The organism is Streptomyces sp. SLBN-8D4 (assembly GCF_049739545.1).
Taxonomy (GTDB): Bacteria; Actinomycetota; Actinomycetes; order Streptomycetales; family Streptomycetaceae; genus Streptomyces; species Streptomyces canus_C.
Window position 1 is genome coordinate 9,118,925 of record NZ_JBMGQC010000001.1, and the last position, 18,338, is coordinate 9,137,262.

At 71.9% G+C, this 18,338-nt stretch carries 16 protein-coding genes; 10 read left to right on the forward strand and 6 right to left on the reverse strand.

The window, feature by feature from the left end; all coding sequences use genetic code 11:
• Nucleotides 1-102: 102 nt before the first annotated feature.
• The 3 genes from RKD20_RS41325 (at nucleotide 103) to RKD20_RS41335 (ending at nucleotide 2,844) form a co-directional block, all read left to right on the forward strand.
• On the forward strand, nucleotides 103-1,209 hold the full coding sequence (locus tag RKD20_RS41325; RefSeq protein ID WP_424882196.1) for an LLM class flavin-dependent oxidoreductase: 1,107 nt from the start codon (nucleotides 103-105) through the stop codon (nucleotides 1,207-1,209).
• Nucleotides 1,210-1,274: 65 nt separating this feature from the next.
• Nucleotides 1,275-1,706: a tetratricopeptide repeat protein gene (locus RKD20_RS41330; RefSeq protein ID WP_424882197.1), complete on the forward strand. Its 432-nt coding sequence runs from the start codon at nucleotides 1,275-1,277 to the stop codon at nucleotides 1,704-1,706.
• A 40-nt stretch (nucleotides 1,707-1,746) separates the two neighbouring features.
• Nucleotides 1,747-2,844 carry an ABC transporter substrate-binding protein gene (locus tag RKD20_RS41335; protein ID WP_424882198.1) on the forward strand — a complete coding sequence of 366 codons (1,098 nt, stop codon included), beginning with the start codon at nucleotides 1,747-1,749 and terminating at the stop codon, nucleotides 2,842-2,844.
• 54 nt (nucleotides 2,845-2,898) lie between these two features.
• On the opposite strand, the gene RKD20_RS41340 is transcribed toward RKD20_RS41335, so the two are convergent.
• Together RKD20_RS41340 and RKD20_RS41345 are read right to left on the reverse strand one after the other, a co-directional pair.
• The gene (locus tag RKD20_RS41340; RefSeq protein WP_028807592.1) at nucleotides 2,899-3,255 is read right to left on the reverse strand and encodes a VOC family protein; all 357 of its coding nucleotides are present in this window, start codon (nucleotides 3,253-3,255) and stop codon (nucleotides 2,899-2,901) included.
• Between the two features lie 339 nt (nucleotides 3,256-3,594).
• A complete protein-coding gene (locus tag RKD20_RS41345; RefSeq protein ID WP_424882199.1) occupies nucleotides 3,595-5,703 on the reverse strand; it encodes a nitrate- and nitrite sensing domain-containing protein in 2,109 nt (702 codons plus the stop codon).
• 180 nt (nucleotides 5,704-5,883) lie between these two features.
• Between RKD20_RS41345 and RKD20_RS41350 the strand changes: the two genes are divergently transcribed.
• Complete coding sequence (locus tag RKD20_RS41350) at nucleotides 5,884-6,624, forward strand: SDR family oxidoreductase (protein ID WP_424882200.1); 741 nt, start codon at nucleotides 5,884-5,886, stop codon at nucleotides 6,622-6,624.
• A gap of 173 nt (nucleotides 6,625-6,797) precedes the next feature.
• Here the strand turns inward: RKD20_RS41350 and sigJ are convergent, their stop codons facing one another.
• From sigJ to RKD20_RS41365, 3 genes are all read right to left on the reverse strand, one after another.
• Nucleotides 6,798-7,715 (reverse strand): RNA polymerase sigma factor SigJ, encoded by a 918-nt coding sequence (sigJ, locus tag RKD20_RS41355; protein ID WP_424882201.1) that lies wholly within the window; start codon nucleotides 7,713-7,715, stop codon nucleotides 6,798-6,800.
• Between the two features lie 69 nt (nucleotides 7,716-7,784).
• Entirely contained in the window at nucleotides 7,785-8,906 is a 1,122-nt protein-coding gene (locus tag RKD20_RS41360) for a PP2C family protein-serine/threonine phosphatase (RefSeq protein WP_424882202.1), read from the reverse strand.
• A gap of 225 nt (nucleotides 8,907-9,131) precedes the next feature.
• Nucleotides 9,132-10,844: a sigma-54-dependent Fis family transcriptional regulator gene (locus RKD20_RS41365; protein ID WP_424882203.1), complete on the reverse strand. Its 1,713-nt coding sequence runs from the start codon at nucleotides 10,842-10,844 to the stop codon at nucleotides 9,132-9,134.
• 217 nt (nucleotides 10,845-11,061) lie between these two features.
• Here RKD20_RS41365 and RKD20_RS41370 point away from each other — a divergent pair, with 217 nt between their 5' ends.
• From RKD20_RS41370 to RKD20_RS41395, 6 genes are all read left to right on the forward strand, one after another.
• Entirely contained in the window at nucleotides 11,062-12,801 is a 1,740-nt protein-coding gene (locus RKD20_RS41370) for an FAD-dependent oxidoreductase (protein ID WP_424882204.1), read from the forward strand.
• 51 nt (nucleotides 12,802-12,852) lie between these two features.
• Nucleotides 12,853-13,722 (forward strand): intradiol ring-cleavage dioxygenase, encoded by an 870-nt coding sequence (locus tag RKD20_RS41375; protein WP_424882205.1) that lies wholly within the window; start codon nucleotides 12,853-12,855, stop codon nucleotides 13,720-13,722.
• Nucleotides 13,719-14,786 carry a maleylacetate reductase gene (locus tag RKD20_RS41380; RefSeq protein ID WP_424882206.1) on the forward strand — a complete coding sequence of 356 codons (1,068 nt, stop codon included), beginning with the start codon at nucleotides 13,719-13,721 and terminating at the stop codon, nucleotides 14,784-14,786. The genes RKD20_RS41375 and RKD20_RS41380 overlap by 4 nt, the downstream gene beginning before the upstream one ends.
• Nucleotides 14,787-14,829: 43 nt before the next feature.
• A complete protein-coding gene (locus RKD20_RS41385) occupies nucleotides 14,830-15,744 on the forward strand; it encodes a YceI family protein (RefSeq protein WP_424882207.1) in 915 nt (304 codons plus the stop codon).
• A gap of 49 nt (nucleotides 15,745-15,793) precedes the next feature.
• Entirely contained in the window at nucleotides 15,794-16,201 is a 408-nt protein-coding gene (locus tag RKD20_RS41390; protein ID WP_424882208.1) for a DUF3224 domain-containing protein, read from the forward strand.
• Between the two features lie 177 nt (nucleotides 16,202-16,378).
• Entirely contained in the window at nucleotides 16,379-17,485 is a 1,107-nt protein-coding gene (locus RKD20_RS41395) for an NAD(P)/FAD-dependent oxidoreductase (RefSeq protein ID WP_424882209.1), read from the forward strand.
• A 10-nt stretch (nucleotides 17,486-17,495) separates the two neighbouring features.
• On the opposite strand, the gene RKD20_RS41400 is transcribed toward RKD20_RS41395, so the two are convergent.
• Nucleotides 17,496-18,176, reverse strand: coding sequence for a LuxR C-terminal-related transcriptional regulator (locus RKD20_RS41400; RefSeq protein WP_424882210.1), 681 nt, complete (start codon nucleotides 18,174-18,176; stop codon nucleotides 17,496-17,498).
• Between the last annotated feature and the right edge of the window lie 162 nt (nucleotides 18,177-18,338).

Genomic DNA, 18,338 nt, shown 5'->3' on the forward strand with positions numbered 1-18,338 from the left:
AGCCCGCCTGTTCACCCGCCCTCGCGGGAGCGGAATAGCCGAGGGAGGGGGCGTGTTGGAGCGGCATAGTTGACGTATCAACCGACAGAGGGGCTGAGGGCGATGCAGTTCGGCATCTTCACCGTCGGGGACGTGGCCACCGACCCGAACACGGGTCGCACCCCGACCGAGCGCGAGCGGATCAAGGCGATGACCGCGATCGCGCAGAAGGCCGAGGAGGTCGGGCTCGACGTGTTCGCGACCGGTGAGCACCACAACCGGCCGTTCGTGCCCTCGTCGCCGACCACCCTGCTCGGGTACATCGCCGCGCGCACCGAACGCGTCATCCTCTCGACGTCCACCACGCTGATCACCACGAACGACCCGGTGAAGATCGCCGAGGACTACGCGATGCTCCAGCACCTGGCCGACGGGCGCGTCGACCTGATGATGGGCCGCGGGAACACCGGCCCGGTCTACCCCTGGTTCGGCAAGGACATCCGCGACGGCGTCGGTCTCGCCGTCGAGAACTACGCCCTGCTGCGCCGGCTGTGGCGCGAGGACGTCGTGAACTGGGAGGGCAAGTTCCGTACGCCGCTCCAGGGCTTCACCTCGACGCCCCGGCCGCTGGACGGCGTACCGCCGTTCGTCTGGCACGGCTCCATCCGCTCGCCGGAGATCGCCGAGCAGGCCGCCTACTACGGCGACGGGTTCTTCCACAACAACATCTTCTGGCCCAAGGAGCACACCGGGAAGCTGATCGACCTGTACCGGGAGCGGTACGCGCACTACGGCCACGGCACCCCCGAGCAGGCCGTCGTCGGCCTCGGCGGCCAGGTCTACATGCGCCACAACTCGCAGGACGCCGTCCGGGAGTTCCGCCCGGTCTTCGACCACTCACCGGTGATGGGAGGCGGGATCTCGATGGAGGAGTACATGCGACAGACCCCGCTCACCGTCGGCACACCGGACCAGGTCATCGAGAAGACCCTGTCCTTCCGTGCGTACGCCGGTGACTACCAGCGCCAGCTGTTCGTGGTGGACGGCGGTGGCATCCCGCTGAAGACCGCGTTGGAGCAGATCGACCTGCTGGGCGAGGAGGTCGTACCGGTGCTTCGCGAGGAGTTCGCCAGGCACCGGCCGGCCGATGTGCCCGGCGCCCCCACCCACGCCTCCCTGCTCGCCGCCCGCGAGGCGGAGCGGGCCGCGACCGCCGAACCGGCGCTCTGACCGTTCGAACAGCCACTGACCGCACTCCGGCCCGCGTGAGGACGCGTCCGGGAGAGGGAGGAATCATGACCGACCAGTTCAACGCGTACCCGGCGACCGGCGGGGTGGCGCCCGACCGCTGGGCGAGCGCGCTGCACCTCTTCGACGACGGCGTCGGCGTGCCGCACGAGGAGACCACCGTCGAGCGCTGGGAGCGGGCCGGGCTGCTGTTCGAGGCGCGGGACTACAGCGGTGCCGCGAAGCTCCTGGCCCAGGTCGTCGAGGAAGCCCCGGAACAGACCGGCCCCCGGCTGCTGCTGGCGCGCGCCTACTACCACTCCGCACAACTGCGCCGTGCGGAGGACCAGTTGCGGGTGATCGTCGAGCGCGATCCGGTGGAGCACTACGCCCACCTGATGCTGGGACGCACCCTGCAACGACTGGGCCGTCCCGAGGAGGCGGAGACTTGGCTGCGGATGGCCGGGGCGTTCGCGGGGGAGTTCCCGGACGACGAGTGAGCGTCAAATGGGTTGCCCGTGGGCGAGAGTGACGGATGCAATGTCCGGCATGATCACCAAGGTGAGTGCGGCCCGGCCGGTTCGGATCGGCGTTCTCGTTCCGCTGACGCGGCCCGGTTGGGTCGAGGCGGGCCGGCACCTGCTCGCCGGTCTGGAACTGGGCGTCGGTGAGGTCAACGAGGCCGGCGGGATCGGCGGAAGACCGCTCGAACTGCTCGTCCGGGACACCGCGGCCGATCCGCAGCGGGCCGCGGCGGCCGTGGACGAACTGGCTCAGCTGGGCGTGGCCGCGATGGCGGGCGAGTATCACAGTGTCGTCGCCCGCGCCGCGGCCGCCAGGGCCGACGCCCTCGGCCTGCCGTTCCTCTGTTCGTCGGCGGTTCTCGACGCGCTGACCGAACGGCCGACGGAATGGGTGGCGCGACTCCCTCCGCCGCAGTCCCACGGCTGGCAGGTCTACGCGGACTTCCTCCTCCGGGCGGGCCACAGCCGTATCGCCGTGGCGGCCGAACCGAGCGTCTACTGGGGGGCGGGGGCCCGCGTCCTGCGGGACCACCTCGCTCCACGCGGCGGCACCCTCATCGAACTCGATGCCCGGGCACTCACCCCCGAGGCCGTGTGCGAGCAACTCGTCGACCAGCGTGCGACGGCCCTTCTGCTCCTGGCCGGCTTCCCCGAACCGGCCGTGTCGCTCGTCAGGTCCGTCCGCCGTGACCAGCGCCTCGCCGAGATCCTGGTGGGCGCGCCGGCCGGGCAGCCCGAGTTCGACGCATGGGCGAGGGCGCTGGGCGACGACGGTGCCGCGATCCCGTTCCTGCGCTATCTGCCCGAGCGTCTGGGCCCTCTCGGTGCGCGGGTCGAGGCGGCCCTGCGCGAGCGGCTGGCCGCAGAACCCTCCTTCGTGGCCTTCGAGGGTTACGACACGATCGCCGTCCTCGCCGACGTGCTGCGTTCGCACGGGACGGACCGGGCGGACATCGCCGCCTGGCCGCGCGTCGCAGTCGAGGGCACCCGCGGGCGGATCCGGTTCTCCCGCAGGCCCGGCATCAGTGTCTGGCAGTGGGACCGGGCGCCGGTCCAGGTCGTCGACCGGGATCCGGCGGAACCCGGCCGCTTCCGGATCCGGTACACCGGCTGAGATCCGAGCCGGTGCCTCGTCCGTCCCGCCCCGGAGAGGCGGGGCTTCGGCCGGTCAGTCGGCGGGCTGCCACAACTCGACGCGGTTGCCCTCCGGATCGGTGACCCAGCCGAACCGGCCGACACCCTCCATGTCCTGCGTCTCCTCGGCCACGTCGGCTCCGCCTGCGCGCAACTGCGCGAGCATCGCCTCCAGGTCGCGGACCCGGAAGTTGAGCATGGTCTGCTGGGTGCGGGACCCGAAGTAGTCGGTCGCGGACTCGAACGCCGCGAACACCGTGGGCCCGGGTTCCTGCTCCCACAGGCCGTTCTCGTCGGCCTCCAGGCCCAGCTGGTCGCGGTACCACGCGCTCAGGGCCACGGGGTCGGCAGCCCTGAGGAAGTATCCGCCGATTCCAAGCACACGTTCCATGCCGGCCATCCTGCCAGGAGGGCGGATCCGCGGCCCGGCATCTCCGGAACCGTGGAGGTGTCGTGGTGGCCGGTCCAGCCCCGTCACGGGCCGGCCCGCTCGTCCAGGAGTCCCTCGCCCCGCAGGTCGTCCCACAGCTGTGCCGGGATCTGCGCGCCGAACGCCGCCGTGGTAGCGGATCCCGCTGTCCCGGGCCGCCTCCAGGGCGCCCGCAGCCGTCTCGTCGTCCAGTGGTGCGAAGAGCCCGCCGAGCGGACCGCCGCCGAAGCCCAGCCCGTGACGCGCACATCGGTCTTCCCGAGCCGGTTCCGCCAGGCGATTACCGGCGCAGGGGTTCCTTCACCTGTCGTTCCAGGCCTCGTACCCGTGGGCGGTGCCCTCGGGGAAGCCGGTGTCCGCGTAGGCGGCCAGGGCCATCGTGTCGACGTCGGACTCCGTTCCCGTTCCTCGATAGGTGATCGTGTCCGGGAGCATCGCCAGAGCCGTCGTGCCCTGTCCCTCCTCGGACGGGCGCAGCTGGACGCGGATGCCGTGCCGGTCCGCGAGCCGGCCGACCACGTACAGGCCCATGCGCTGGGAGATCGCCGCGTCCACGGTGGGCGGCTCGGCCAGGTGGTGGTTGATGTCGGCCAGCTCCTCCGGCGGCAGCCCGATGCCCCGGTCGTGGATCTCGACCATGATCCGGCCGTCGGGCAGCCGCGCCGCGGTGACCCGGACCCAGGACTGCGGCGGCGAGAACGTCGTCGCGTTCTCCAGGAGTTCGGCCAGCAGGTGCACCAGGTCGGTCACCGCGCGGCCGTGGATCTCGGCTTCCGGGACACCCGACAGCTCGACCCGCTCGTACTGCTCGACCTCCGAGGCCGCGGCGCGGATCACGTCGACCAGGGGGAGTGGCTGGTCCCACTGCTGCGCGGGGGTCTCGCCGCCCAGCACCAGCAGGTTCTCGCCGTTGCGGCGCACGCGGGTGGCGAGGTGGTCCATCTTGAAGAGGTTCTCCAGCTGGTCCGGGTCGGCCTCCTTGCCCTCCAGCTCGGTGATCAGGGCGAGTTGACGCTCGATCAGCGACTGGTTGCGGCGGGCCAGGTTGCTGAAGATCGTGTTGATGTTGGCGCGCAGCAGGGCCTGTTCGGCGGCGAGCCTGACGGCCTCGCGGTGCACATGGTCGAAGGCGCGGGCGACCTCGCCGATCTCGTCCGTGGTGGTGATCGGGATCGTCGCGACCTGGGCGTCGACCCGTCCGGGGATGGCCCGGGTGAGCTGGGTGAGCAGCGCGGGAAGACGCTGCTGGGCGATCTCGTGGGCCGAGGCGCTCAGCCGGCGCATGCTGCTGCTCATCGTCCGGGCCACCCAGGCGGCGAGCAGGAACGCGGCGAGGACCGCGGCCAGTACCAGGGCGGCGTTGAGGACGGCGTCGTTGCGGGCGCCGTCGGCGATGCTGTGGGCGTCCGCCAGCGCACTGTCGGTGAGGTTCACCTCGACACCGCGGTACGCGTCGAAGCTGAGGGTGGAGGCGGCGAAGAACGCCTCGGGTGTGATGCCCTGCGCGGCGAGCTGCGCCGCCGACTTGCCCGAGGCGATCTCGGCGGCCATCTTCTCCAGGCTCGGCGGGGCCACGAAGGTCCTCCCCGCCGCCTCGGCCTGCGTCCGGGCCTCGGCGGCCTGCTCCCTGCCCAGCTTCTCCGCGTCGGACAGCGCCTTGCGCAGCCGGGTCATGTCCCCGGCGGTGCCGGCGCCGGCGTACTCCTGGAGCGCGACCTGTTCGAGATAGACGTAGGAACTGAACGAGCCGAGCTGGGCCTGGAGTTCGCCCGGGGCGAGCTTGCCGCGGTCCTCGACCAGGAGGTGGGTGCCGATCGCCCGGATCAGGGACTCGGCGGCCTGGGTGAGGGAAGCGGCGTACAGGGTGCGGCCGAAGCTCGCCTGGTTGCTGCTGCCGTAGCCGAGCTCGTTGGAGAGCTCCATCAGCGGGTGCTGGACGGCGTGGTAGCTCTCCTCGGTCTGCACGCCGGTCAGCCGGGAGGTGAAGGCGTTCGCGCGCACGGACGCGAGCTGCTTCTCGCCGATGCGGACGAGTTCGACCCGGCGCAGCAGCCCGGCGGTCTGCGGCATCCGCTGCACCGCCTCGTTGAACGTCCTGGCGTCCGTGTCGGTGACCGCGCGGGCCTTCGCGACCACGCTCGACGTCCGGTCGCCCTTGACCAGGGGGATGACCGACACATCGCGCTCGTCGATGGCGTCGCTGGCGTACTTGTTGGCCGCCTGGACCAGTTCGGCCACGCGGACCGCGTCGTCGGCGTCCTGCCAGGTGTCCACGGAGCGCTTGACCCGTATGCCGCCGAGGACAAGGGCCACGATCACCGGAATGAGGAGGATGGCCTGGAGTTTTCTGGCCACACGCCAGTTGCGGGTTCCCCAGCCCCGGCTGGTGGCGGTCGGTGTGTTCGACAAGATGGCCTCACGGTTCTGGTTCGCCTCGCGTCCACCCCTAAGAACGTGGCGCACCGGGGTGGTTGTTCAGATCGGCCCACTGATGGTCGTTTCGTCCACGTCGGATGCCGCCCCACTGTCACAGATTCCGTCGCTGTCCTGTCCTGCTTGGGGAATCCCGAACACAAGAAGGAGACAGAGATGAAGATCGTCGTCGTCGGAGGTACGGGCCGCATCGGGTCACAGGTGGTGAACCTGCTCCAGGACCGCGGTCACGAGGCCGTGGCGGCCGCGCCCAGCACGGGTGTCGACACCCTCACGGGGGAGGGCCTGACGGAGGTGCTCAAGGGCGCGGACGTGGTCGTGGACGTGGCGAACTCCCCGTCCTTCGAGAAGGAGGCCGCCCTCGACTTCTTCACCCGCGCCATGCGCAATCTCACCGCGGCGGAGCGCGAGGCCGGTGTCCGCCACCATGTGGCGCTCTCCATCATCGGCGTCGACGAGGTGCCCGAGCTCGGCTACTACCTGGCCAAGGTCGCCCAGGAGGAGGCCGTGCGCGCGAGCGGCGTGCCCTTCAGCATCGTGCGGGTCGGGCAGTTCTTCGAGTTCGTCGCGCCGGTGATGGACCTGACCACCCAGGGCCAGGAGGTGCACCTGCCCTCCACGCAGCTGCGCCCGATCGCCGCCGCGGACGTCGCCGCCGTCGTCGCCGAGACGGCCCTGGGCGAGCCCGCGAACGGCCTGCGCCTCAAGGCGGGCCCCGAGATCCACCGCCTGGACCGGCTCGCTGAGATCACCCTGGCGGCGAAGCCGGACGGCCGCTCCGTCGTCACCGACGAGAGCGCCGGCATGTTCGCGGGCATCCCGGACGGCGTCCTGACCGGCGACGACACCGTGGACACGGCGGCCACCCGGTACGAGGACTGGCTCAAGCGGAACTGACCGGGCCGAGGAGGACCTCCGGCGGCTCGGTCTGCGGGCCGGCAGCGCCGAGGCCCCGGGAGTGAGGCACCGCTCCTGACCGGAATGGGCCGGGCTGCCGGCTGAGGAGTGTGCTGACGGCGGCCGGCCACCGAGGGCTCGGACGACACGCCCCCGCGGCGGCCGCACAGAGGCTAGGGCCCCTGGCGTATGAGCCGGTCCGACGACCGCTCGTACGCCCGGAGCTTCTCCGGCGCCAGCACCCAGTACAGGCCGTCGATGCCGTCCGCCCCGACCGTGGCGCTCAACAGGCCGACGGTCTCCCCGTCCTTGCGGATGAGCAGGCTGGGCAGACCGTTGGCCTCGGCGAGGGCGAACTCGGCCCCCGGGATGAGCTTGTCGACGAAGGCGCTGATCCTGGCCACCCGGCCCGCGCCCACCACCTCCACGCGTGCCACGCCGCGCAGCCCGTTGCCGTCCGCGTAGGCCACCACGTCGGCCGACAGCACGCTCTCCAGAGCCGCCACGTCACCGTGCTGCGCCGCCGCGACGAAGGCGTCGAGAAGCCGGCGATGCTCCGCCGTGTCGACGGGCCCCCGGCGCTCGGCGGACAGGCGCTTGCGTGCCCGGCTGACGATCTGCCGCACATTGGCCTGGGTCAGCTGCACGATGCCCGCGATCTCGTCGTACGGGTAGTCGAACGCCTCCCGCAGCACATAGGCCGCCCGCTCCACGGGATTCAGCTTCTCCAGGACCAGCAGCACGGCCAGCTCCAGCGCCTCGCCGCGCTCCGCGCCGACCTGCGGATCCACACTGGTGTCCACGGGCTCCGGCAGCCAGGGCCCGACGTACGCCTCCCGGCGCACCCGCGCCGACTGGGCCACGTTGATCGCCAGCCGCGTGGTGATCTTCGCCAGGAACGCCCCGGGCTTGAGCACCGTGCTCCGGTCGGTGTCCTGCCACCGCGGCCACACGTCCTGCACCACGTCCTCGGCCTCGGACACACTGCCCAGGATCCGGTACGCGATCCCGAACAGCCGGGGACGCAGTCGCTGGAACGCGTCCGCCTCCTCGTCGAGAGAACCGTCGGCCGGCGGCGGAAGCTTGTCCATGGAGCCGATGCTACGGCCGCCGCGCACCCCGCCGGGGTCACCGGCCCATGGCGAGGCGGCTGAGCGGCCTCACTGACGCGGGGAGCGGCGGACCGTCAGGACGGCGATGTCGTCGTGCGGGCCACCGTGGCCGGCGAACGTGCGGGCGTCCTCGTGCAGGGCCTGCGGCAGCTCGGTGGGGGAGAGGCCGACGTACTTCGACAGGCGTTCGTCCACGGGGTAGAAGGTGCCGTCGTCGGAGCGGGTCTCCGTCAGGCCGTCGGTGCTCAGCAGCAGCGTCGCGCCCTCGGGGAAGTCGAACCAGCCCACGGTGGTGGGCTCGTGGGCGAGCTCGGCCAGGCCCAGCGGGACGCCGGGATCGAGTTCGGGCGTGCTGACCGTCCCGTGGTGCAGCACATGCGGCAGGATGTGTCCGCAGTTGACGGCCTGCACCTCGGTCTCCGCGTCGACGCAGATGATGAGGGCGGTGACGAAGCGTTCGTCGTCGCCGGTGTGGGCGGCATACGAGTTGTGCCGTACGACGGCCGCGTCCAGGACGTCCACGAGCGCGGTGAGGGTGGGTTCGCGGTGGGCCGCCTCCCGGAAGGCGCCGATGACGGCGAACGCGGAGCCCACCGCGGCGAGCCCCTTGCCCTGCACGTCCCCGATCAGCACCCGGGTCCCGAAGGGCGAGTCGACGACGTCGTAGATGTCCCCGCCGACCAGCCGCTCCTCCTGGAGCGGCTCGTACACGCCGTTGACCAGGACGTCGTCGGTCAGCAGGGGGAGGGGATGCAGGATGTGCCGCTGCATGGCCGCGGCGGTGGAGCGCAGGCGCAGCATCGCGTCCTCGCGTCTGATCCGGCGGTGGCATCCGTAGACGGAGGTCGCGGCAAGGACGACGGTGAACAGGATCAGCAGCAGCCGGTCCAGCCAGTGGCCCCCGCCGCGGTCCCGCAGCAGCACGCTGGCGGTGACGACGACGGTCGTCCACACGGCGACGAACGTCGTCTGCCGGACCGTGCCCAGCGCCGAGGCGGCGCCCGGCAGGAACACCAGGAGCCCCAGGAGCCACACCTCGGACCCGGACAGCACGCCGAGGACCTCGACCAGGGCGGTCACGGTCACCACCCCGGCGACCAGTTCGGCGTCGTCAGGGGGCTCGATGGCGTCGAAGGTGTCGCCGGGGCTCTTACGGCGGCTACCGGTCATGCGCGCTCCCGGGCAGATGGTGATCTGCCTCTACGGTATGCAGGACCGCTCCGGCCGGGCGCGGCGCCCCGCCGACCGGGGCCGTTCGCCAGCGCCTTTCTCGTGTGCGGCGGAGGCGGCCGGTACCCGTACCGGGTGGGTGCGGTCCACCACCGCGGCGGCCCTCCCTGCCGATCACGGCGGGCGACCCCCGGCTCGAAGTCGAGCACGGTCGACCCCGGAGGCTCAGCCCGCGTACTCCCGCAGCTTGCGGTACAGCGTCGCCCGCCCGATGCCGAGTGCCGCCGCCGCGCGGGACTTGTTGCCGCCGTGGCGGTGCAGGGTCTCCAGGATCGCGGCGCGCTCGGCGTGTTCCATCGGGCTGAGCGGACGGGCGGCGGGGCCTTCCCGCACGCTGTCCGGGAGTTCGGCCCGGCGGACCGGTCCCCAGACCCGCCGGTGTTCCGCCAACGCCTGGACCACATGGGCCAGTTCGGTGACGTTCCCGGGCCACGGATGCTGTTCGAGCGCGCGCAGGGCGTCCAGGGTCCAGGTCAGCGGAGGGCTTCCCGGTGCGGGGCGTGGTGCGAGGGCCGACAGCAACTCCCTGATGTCCTCGGTGCGTTCCCGCAGCGGCGGCAGTACGACCGTGCGGGCGGCCAGCTTGTCGAGGAGCCGCTGGAGGCAGGGGCCGGGCGCAGTCCCCGGGGTGTGGGTGATCAGCAGCCGGGCGTCCGGGTGCGTTTCGAGGAGGGAGTTGAGCGTGGCCACGGCGGGCTGCGTCAACCGCTCGGCGTGCCGGAGGACCAGGGGGCTCCCGGCGGCCCATTCCGCCAAGTCCCTTTCGAGCCCGCCGTCCTCGGCCGCGTCGACCAGCTGAAGGTCTCCAGGTCCAAGCAACTCCCTGGCCAGCGCGGCCTTCCCCGTCCCTCGTTCACCGGTCAGCAGCACGGGTTCGGGGGAGCGGGCCAGTTCGGCTGCGCGCTCCACGGCGTACCGCCACGGAAGGGAGGAGCCGGTCAGACAGGGCAGCGGGCGTGGCCGGGGACTCGGGGTGCCCTCGTCCCGCGGCTCCAGGACGGCCACGATCCCCAGGACCGCGCCCTCCTGACGCACCAGGTCGATCCGGGCGCTGCACCCCGCGCCTTCGGGCAACTCGGCGATCGCCGGCGCATCCGTGTGCCGTGCCGCCGTGGCCGTACGTTCAAGAACCCGAAGCACCTCCGGAGTCGCCAGCCGCTCCGCCGCCGCACTGATCAGACGGTTGCGGCCGTCCAGCGCGGCCACCGCCCGGCTCTCTCCTCGCGTGGCGCGCAGGTAGGCGTCCAGAAGCACCTGTTCGGGCCGTCCCGCGCGGGCCAGCAGCGCCGCCTCGACCGCGGCGGCGGCGGCCTCGGCGAGCGCCGCCTGCGGGTGGGGCGGGCGTCCGCCGCACAGGTGGGAGGCGACGGTGAGGGTGCCGAGTGCCTGACCGCTCTTCGGCGCGAGAACGGGAACGCTGACCGCCGACACGTCCTGCCACACGTCGAGGAAGTGCTCGGGCCCGTGCACCTCGGCACGGCGCCGGCTGCGCAGGGCGAGGGCCGCGCTGTTGTGACCGACCTCCTGCTCCGACAGTCCCGGGCACGGGGCGAGCCCGGGTGTGCTCCCGGACGTCCACAGCACGCGCAGCCGCGCGTCGGTGAGGAGGAGGACGGAGTGGCCGGGGCCCAGCGCGGGGGCGATCCGTTCGAGGACCGGACGGGCGGCGCCGAGCAGCGCCGACTCGACCGGCCGGGGCGGATCGGCGGCGGGCCCCTTCAAGTCGTGCGGCACCCCGAAGAACCGGGCCCGCCGCCACGCCGCGAGGACCTCCTCCGGCACCCCGTCGGGCAGCGGGCGCCCGGCCAGGAAGCGCTCGCGCGCCACTCGCAGCGGTGGGCGGGCGTGGACTGCGGGGGAGGGCTCTGTGGTGGTCACGACCCACCCACCGTAGCGGGTTCAGTTGAACGGGCAACGACCGCCCCGGGCGGCTGTCCCGTATCCGGGGCGATTCACGCCCGGCGCGGAAACCGGGTTCCGTATCGCGCCGCCTGCCCCACGCAACCAATTGACTCGTTTTGAGACACCCACACCGCGCCGAACCCCACCATGATCAATACCGTCCGCCATCTCTGAGCCCCCGCCAGGAGCCCCCGTGTCCACCGTCGTCGAGACCGACGTCCTGATCGTAGGCAGCGGGCCGGCCGGAGCCTCGGCCGCGCTCGCGTTGAGCACCTACGGCGTGCCCAACATCGTCGTGACCCGCTACGCGAGCCTCGCCGACACCCCCCGCGCGCACATCACCAACCAGCGCACGATGGAGGTGCTGCGCGACCTCGGCGTGGAGCAGGACGTCATCGCGCAGGCGACCCCGCAGCACCTGATGGGCAACACCACCTTCTGCACCAGCCTGGCGGGCGAGGAACTGGGCCGGGTGCGCTCGTGGGGCAACGACCCGCTCGTCCAGGCCGCCCACGAACTCGCCAGTCCCACCCGCATGTGCGACATGCCGCAGCACCTCATGGAGCCGGTCCTCGTCGACGCGGCCGTCGCCCGCGGCACCAGCCTGCGCTTCCAGACCGAGTACCTCTCCCACGTCCAGGACGCCGACGGCGTGACGGTCACCGTGCGGGACCGGCTGCGCGGGGACACGTACGAGATCCGGGCGAAGTACCTGATCGGCGCGGACGGCGGCCGCTCCAAGGTCGCCGAGGACGCCGGGCTCCCGATGAGCGGCCAGATGGGCGTGGCCGGCAGCATCAACATCGTCTTCGAGGCGGATCTCGCCCAGTACACCGCCCATCGGCCCTCCACCCTCTACTGGGTCCTCGCCCCGGGCGCGACCGTCGGCGGCATCGGCGCGGGCCTGGTGCGCTGTGTGCGGCCGTGGAACGAGTGGCTGATCGTGTGGGGGTACGACGTCACGGCGGGCGCCCCCGACCTGACCACCGAGTACGCCGAGTCCGTCGTACGGCAGCTGGTCGGCGACGACGAGATCCCCGTGACGATCAAGTCGTCCTCGGCCTGGACCGTCAACGAGATGTACGCGGAGACCTACTCCGTGGGCCGTGTCTTCTGCGCCGGAGACGCCACCCACCGCCACCCGCCGTCCAACGGCCTCGGCTCCAACACCTCGATCCAGGACTCCTACAACCTCGCCTGGAAGCTGAAGCTCGTCCTCGACGGCACCGCCGCACCGAAACTCCTCGACACCTACACCGCCGAACGCGCCCCCGTCGGCAAGCAGGTCGTCACCCGCGCCAACCGGTCCATCGGCGAGACAGCCCCGATCTTCGAGGCCCTCGACGGACTCTCCCCGCAGACCCCCGAACAGCTGTGGGCCAACATCGCCGCCCGCAAGGACGCCACCGAGGCCGCCGAGAAGCAGCGGGCCAGGCTGCGCGAGGCCATCGCCTTCAAGGTGTACGAGTTCAACGCGCACGGCGTCGACCTCAACCAGCGCTACACCTCGGACGCCGTCGTCCCCGACGGCACCCCCGACGAGAGCTTCGCGCGCGACCCCGAACTCCACCACCAGCCCACCTCCCGCCCCGGCGCCCGCATCCCGCACGCCTGGCTCACCTCCGGCACCCGCACCCTCTCCACCCTCGACACCGTCGGAAAGGGCCGCTTCACCCTGCTGACCGGCATCGGCGGCGAGGGCTGGATCCGGGCCGCCGAGGCGCAGGAAGTCGAGATCGCCACCGTGGTCGTCGGTCCCGGGCAGCGGTACGAGGACCCCTACGGCGACTGGGCGCGCCTGAGCGGGATCTCCGACGCCGGCGCCCTGCTCGTACGGCCCGACGGGTTCGTCGCCTTCCGGCACGCGACCGCCGCCCCGGACGCCGAGGCCCTGCTCTCGGACGCGCTGCGGCGGATCCTCGGTCACGCCTGAGAACGCGCGACCATGGCAGAAGCGGAACGCCGTAGAGCACGAGGAGCCGGGATGACCAGCGACGCGATCGGAACCAGCGTCACCGAGGAGGCGGTCGCGAGCCTCCACGCGACCGCCGATCCACGACTGCGCGAACTGCTCGCCTCTCTGATCGGTCATCTCCACGACTTCGTGCGCGAGACCCGGCTCACCCAGGAGGAGTGGGAGCGGGCGATCGCCTTCCTGACGGCGACCGGGCAGACGTGCACCGACACCCGGCAGGAGTTCATCCTCCTGTCGGACGTCCTCGGACTGTCCATGCTCGTCGAGACCGTCAACGGCGACCGCGTGCAGGGCGCCACCGAGTCCACCGTGCTCGGCCCCTTCCACATGACCGAGTCGCCCGTCCGGGAACTCGGCGACGACATCGACCTGGTGGGCGGCGCCGAGCCCTGTGTGGTCAGCGGCCGGGTGCTGTCGGCGGACGGCACCCCGCTGCCCGGCGCCGTCCTCGACGTCTGGCAGGCCGACGACCGGGGCTTCTACGACGTCCAGCAGCCCGACGTTCAGCCCGCGGGCAACGGACGCGGACTGTTCACCGCCGACGCCGAGGGCCGCTTCTGGTTCCGCACCTGCGTCCCGGCGCCCTACCCGATCCCCACCGACGGCCCGGTCGGTGACCTGCTGCGCGCGACCGGCCGGCACCCCTACCGGCCCGCGCACATCCACTTCATCGTCGGCGCCGAGGGCCACACCCCCGTCACCACCCACATCTTCGTCGCGGGCAGCGACTATCTCGACTCCGACGCCGTCTTCGCGGTGAAGGGGAGCCTGGTCCAGGACTTCGCGAGGACCGACGATCCGTCCCTTGCCGCGGAGTTCGGCATGCCGAGCCCCTTCCGGCACGCCCGCTTCGACCTCGTACTGGAGCCGAACGCATGATGTTCATGGGCGACTTCAGCTACGAGAGCCGTCCCGTGCGGGTCGTGTTCCGGCCGGGCGCCGCCGTGACCGCGACCCCCGCGGAGGTCGAACACCTCGGCCTGCGGCGGGTCCTGGTGGTGTGCGGCAGCCGGGGCGAGGCCGTCGCGCGGGCGGTGGCGGACGCGCTCGGCGACTCCTGCGCGGGGCTGCACGCCGAAGCGCGTATGCACGTACCCGTCGAGGACGCCGACCGGGCCGTGGCGGTGGCCCGCGAGGCCGGGGCCGACGGTGTCGTCGCGGTCGGCGGCGGCTCCTCCATCGGCCTCGGCAAGGCGATCGCCCTGCGCACCGGACTGCCGCTGATCGCTGTGCCGTCGACCTACTCGGGCTCCGAGATGACCCCCGTCTGGGGCCTGACCGAGGGCGGCGCCAAGCGCACCGGCCGCGACCCGAGGGTCCAGCCCCGCAGTGTCGTCTACGACCCCGAACTGACCCTCTCCCTGCCGGTACCGCTCACCGTGACCAGCGGCGTCAACGCCCTCGCGCACGCGGTCGAGGCGCTCTACGCCCCGGACACCTCGCCGCTGATCGCGCTGATGGCCGAGGACGGCGTACGGGCGACGGCCGAGGCGCTGCCGCTGCTGGCCGTCGACCCCGGGGACCTGGAGGCGCGCAGCCGGGCGCTGTACGGGGCCTGGCTGTGCGGTACGTGCCTCGGGGCGACGACGATGGGCCTGCACCACAAGCTGTGCCACGTCCTGGGCGGCACCTTCGGGCTGCCGCACGCCGAGACGCACACGGTCGTCCTGCCGTACGCGCTCGCGTACAACGCCCCCGCCGCTCCCGACGCGTTGACCGCGCTGGGCCGGGCACTCGATGCCGACGACCCGCCAGGAGCCCTCTGGGAGCTGGCCGGACGCCTGGACGCCCCGCGCTCCCTCGCCGAACTCGGGCTCCGGGAGACCGACCTGGCTCAGGCGGCCGTACAGGTGGCGGGACAGCCGTACGCCAACCCGCGTCCCGTGACCGCGGAAGGGGTGCGGGAGGTACTCCAGGCGGCCTACGAGGGCCGTCGACCGTGAGTCCCGCAGCACAACAGCAAGTCCCCTAGGAAAGGTGAACATCATGGCCCTCGCACTCCTCAGGCGTCGGCGGTCCAAGGCTGCCCTTGCCGAGGCGGCGGGCCTCTCCGTCCCCCTCCCCGAAGGGGCGGGCGCCGTGACCCGCGAGATCGTCGACCCGATGGGCTCGCCCATGGCGGGCGCGGACGTCACCGTCACCGCCCTCGACACCCACCGGGTCGCGGCCCGCGGCATGACCGACCCCTACGGCTACTTCGTGGCCGTACTGCCGCCCGGCCGCTACAGCCTGATGGCCGCGGCCGAGGGACTCCAGCCGCACCGTGAGACGGTCGAGGTCGGGTCGAGCGGCGGGGCGCCCGCCGAGCGGGTCTGGCTCCAGCCGGCGCAGGCGCTCCAACTGCCCTCGCCCGGCGTCTGGTTGTTCGATCCGCCGCACACCGCGATCCGCTTCATCGCCAAGCACGTCGGCATGGCGCACGTCCACGGCCGCTTCGAGCGTTTCGAGGGCGGCATCCAGGTCGCGCAGGACATGTCCCAGTCCCGGGTGCAGGTCCGGATCGACGCCGCCAGCATCACGACGGGCAACACCACCCGCGACAACCATCTGCGTTCCGCCGACTTCCTCGACGTGGAGCGCTTCCCCCACATCGACTTCGTCAGCAGCCGCTTCGCCTACCGGGGCGGCAGCAAGTGGACCCTGCAGGGCAGCCTGACCATGCACGGCGTGAGCCGCTCGGTCGCCCTCGACACGACCTACCTGGGCACGGTCAACGGCGGCTACGGCGAGGAACTGCGCTGCGCGGCCCTCGCGACGGCCGAGCTGCACCGCGAGGACTTCACGCTGAACTGGCGGTCGATGCTGGCCCGGGGCATCGCGGTGGTCGGTCCCACGGTCCAGCTGGAACTGGACGTCCAGGCGATGTACCGCACCCACGACACGCCGACCCCGCCGGAGTAGACGGGACGGGCAGCCGGGCATTGTCAGACCCGGTCGGTACGGTCGGCCCATGAGAGCCGACGGAACATTCAGCGTGAAAGCGTTCGTCCCGACCGAGCTGACGCCCGAGCCCGCCGTGGCCACCGGGCTCCCGGTCGGTGTCGCGACGATCGAGAAGCACTTCGAGGGCGAGGTCTCGGGCCGCTCGGCGACCCTGTTCACCGCCGCGTACGACCAGGAGTCCGGAGTCGGCACCTATGTGGCCATGGAGTCCTTCGAGGGCTCGGTGCACGACCGGTCCGGGGCCTTCAACTTCGCGCACTCGGCGACGACTTCCGGCAGCGACCGCACCGCGGAGTTCTTCACGATCGTCCCCTCCAGCGGCACCGGGGACCTGGCGGGGATCTCCGGCACCGGAGGCCTCACGGTCGACGCAGACGGCACCCACCGGATCTGGCTCGACTACGAGTTCGGCTGACCCCGGGCCGAGGGCCGAGGGCCGAGCCGAGGAGGACGTTCTCGTTCTCCACGGAAAACTCACACGACCCAACCGAAACTTTATGTTTCAAGCGTTACGCTCGCCGTCATCCGAGTGCTCGGGGGAGCGGCTCGTCCGCCATGGCGCTCCCTCCCCCCACGGTTCAGGAGACTCGGCGTGAGTGACGGCGACGTAGTGGTGATCGGCGGCGGCTATGCGGGCGTCCGGCTGGCGAAACGGCTCGACTCGACGGCCCGGGTCACACTGGTGGACCGCAAGGAGGTCTTCTTTCACCGTATCTCCTCCCTGCGGGCGGGAGTTCGCAAGGAGTGGAGCGCGACCCCCTTCATCCCGTACGACCGGCTGCTGAGCCGCGGCCGGGTCGTCGTGGGCAAGGTGCTGCGCATCGACACCGCCGAGCGACAGGTCGTGCTGGCCGACGGCACGCGGCTGCCCTACGACGTGGTGGTGATCGCGACCGGCGCCGACTACCCGGAACCGGCCCGCTTCGCCGGGACCACCACTGAGGAGGCGATGAAGTCCTTCGCCGAGCACCAGCAGAAGATCGCCTTCGCGGAAGACGTCCTCGTCGTCGGCGGCGGGCCCTCCGGTGTCGAACTCGCCGCCGAGATCCGGCTGGCCCGGCCGGACGCCCGGGTCACGCTCGCGCACTCCGGCCCCGCGTTGCTCAGCAGCACAGGCAGCGAACGGGCCGGCCGCAAGGCGCGCGCCTGGCTGGAGTCCCACGACGTGGAGGTACGGCTGGACTCCTTCATGTCGCCGGGCAACGACTTCGGCACCTACCGCGACGCCCGCGGCGACGTCATCGCCGCGGACCTCTCCTTCTGGGCCACGGGTACCACTCCCAACACGCTCTGGCTGCGTCTGTGCGGACACGGCGACTGGCTGACCCACTCCGGGCATGTCAAGGTCGACCGCTCGCTGCGGGTCGAGGGGCAGCTGGACGTCTTCGCGGTAGGCGACGTCAACGACGCCACCGAGCTCAAGATCACCCCGGCGGCGCTCGCCCAGGCCGACCTCGCCGCCTGGAACATCCGCACGCACCTGAACAGTTCGGGCCGGCACCGCAAGGAGCCCCGCCTGTACCGGCCCTTCCACCGCACCCCGCTGATCGTGCCCTTCGGCCCCGCCGACGGGGTGACCATGCTGCCGGTGCCGGGAGGCGAGACGGCGGTGCTGGGCAGCCGCACCAGCACCCTGGCCAAGGCGAAGACCCTCATGACGCCCTACATGAGGCGCCAACTCGGCTATACGGCGGCTTGATCGGGACCGCTCACGCGTGCAGGACGTGCTGCTGTGCGGGGTGGACCAGTCCTGACTCGTAGGCGAACACCACCGCCTGGACCCGCCCGCGGGCGCCGATCTTGGTCAAGATGTTGCTGACGTGGGACTTCACGGTGGTCGGGGCGATGCAGAGCCGGTCGGCGATCTCGGCGTTGGAGTCGCCGGAGGCGACCGCGGTGAGCACGTCGCGCTCGCGTCCGGTGAGGGTGTCCAGGCGGTTGCCCGGCGCGGAGTTCTCGACGGCGCGCCGGCTGCGGACGGCGTCGATGAGGGCGCGGGCCAGTCCGGGGGAGACGACGACGTCACCGGCGGCGACGACCCGGACGGCCGCGACCAGTTCGTCGGCGGTGGCGTCCTCGCGAAGGTGTCCGGCGGCCCCGGCGCGCAGGGCCCCGTACGGGTGGGCGTCGTCGCTCGTGGTGAGCAACAGGACGTGCGGTGCGTGCCCGTCCGGCGCGTGGACGAGGCGGCGGACGGTCTCCACGGTGTCCGCGCCGGTGCTGCGGCCGTCCAGCAGGACGATGTCCGGCCGGAGCAGGGCGCTCAGCCGGACCGCTTCCGGCCCGTGAGCCGCCTCGCCGACGACGGTCAGGTCGGGCTGGGACTCGAGGAGCATTCGGAGGCCGACACGCTGAAGTGACTGGCCGGTGGCGATGAGGACGCTGGTCATGGCGTGCGTGCTCCATCCTCGTCCAGCGGAGAAGCATGCTGAACGAAACGGTTTCGTTCTCGTTGAGATCAGATTAGTCCCGGCGCTATCGAAACGGGAGCGTATCTGTCGTGGGGTGGGTCACATTCCCTTCGCGTTTCGGCTCTCGAAAGTGTCGGCATG

What these genes read in the sequence shown, in the direction of transcription:
- RKD20_RS41385 (WP_424882207.1), top strand. Translation starts at nt 14,830, where the DNA reads ATGGCCCTCGCACTCCTCAGGCGTCGGCGGTCCAAGGCTGCCCTTGCC.
- RKD20_RS41380 (WP_424882206.1), top strand. Translation starts at nt 13,719, where the DNA reads ATGATGTTCATGGGCGACTTCAGCTACGAGAGCCGTCCCGTGCGGGTC.
- RKD20_RS41325 (WP_424882196.1), top strand. Translation starts at nt 103, where the DNA reads ATGCAGTTCGGCATCTTCACCGTCGGGGACGTGGCCACCGACCCGAAC.
- RKD20_RS41335 (WP_424882198.1), top strand. Translation starts at nt 1,747, where the DNA reads ATGTCCGGCATGATCACCAAGGTGAGTGCGGCCCGGCCGGTTCGGATC.
- RKD20_RS41400 (WP_424882210.1), bottom strand. Translation starts at nt 18,176, where the DNA reads ATGACCAGCGTCCTCATCGCCACCGGCCAGTCACTTCAGCGTGTCGGC.
- RKD20_RS41390 (WP_424882208.1), top strand. Translation starts at nt 15,794, where the DNA reads ATGAGAGCCGACGGAACATTCAGCGTGAAAGCGTTCGTCCCGACCGAG.
- RKD20_RS41340 (WP_028807592.1), bottom strand. Translation starts at nt 3,255, where the DNA reads ATGGAACGTGTGCTTGGAATCGGCGGATACTTCCTCAGGGCTGCCGAC.
- RKD20_RS41360 (WP_424882202.1), bottom strand. Translation starts at nt 8,906, where the DNA reads ATGACCGGTAGCCGCCGTAAGAGCCCCGGCGACACCTTCGACGCCATC.
- RKD20_RS41350 (WP_424882200.1), top strand. Translation starts at nt 5,884, where the DNA reads ATGAAGATCGTCGTCGTCGGAGGTACGGGCCGCATCGGGTCACAGGTG.
- RKD20_RS41375 (WP_424882205.1), top strand. Translation starts at nt 12,853, where the DNA reads ATGACCAGCGACGCGATCGGAACCAGCGTCACCGAGGAGGCGGTCGCG.
- RKD20_RS41330 (WP_424882197.1), top strand. Translation starts at nt 1,275, where the DNA reads ATGACCGACCAGTTCAACGCGTACCCGGCGACCGGCGGGGTGGCGCCC.
- sigJ (WP_424882201.1), bottom strand. Translation starts at nt 7,715, where the DNA reads ATGGACAAGCTTCCGCCGCCGGCCGACGGTTCTCTCGACGAGGAGGCG.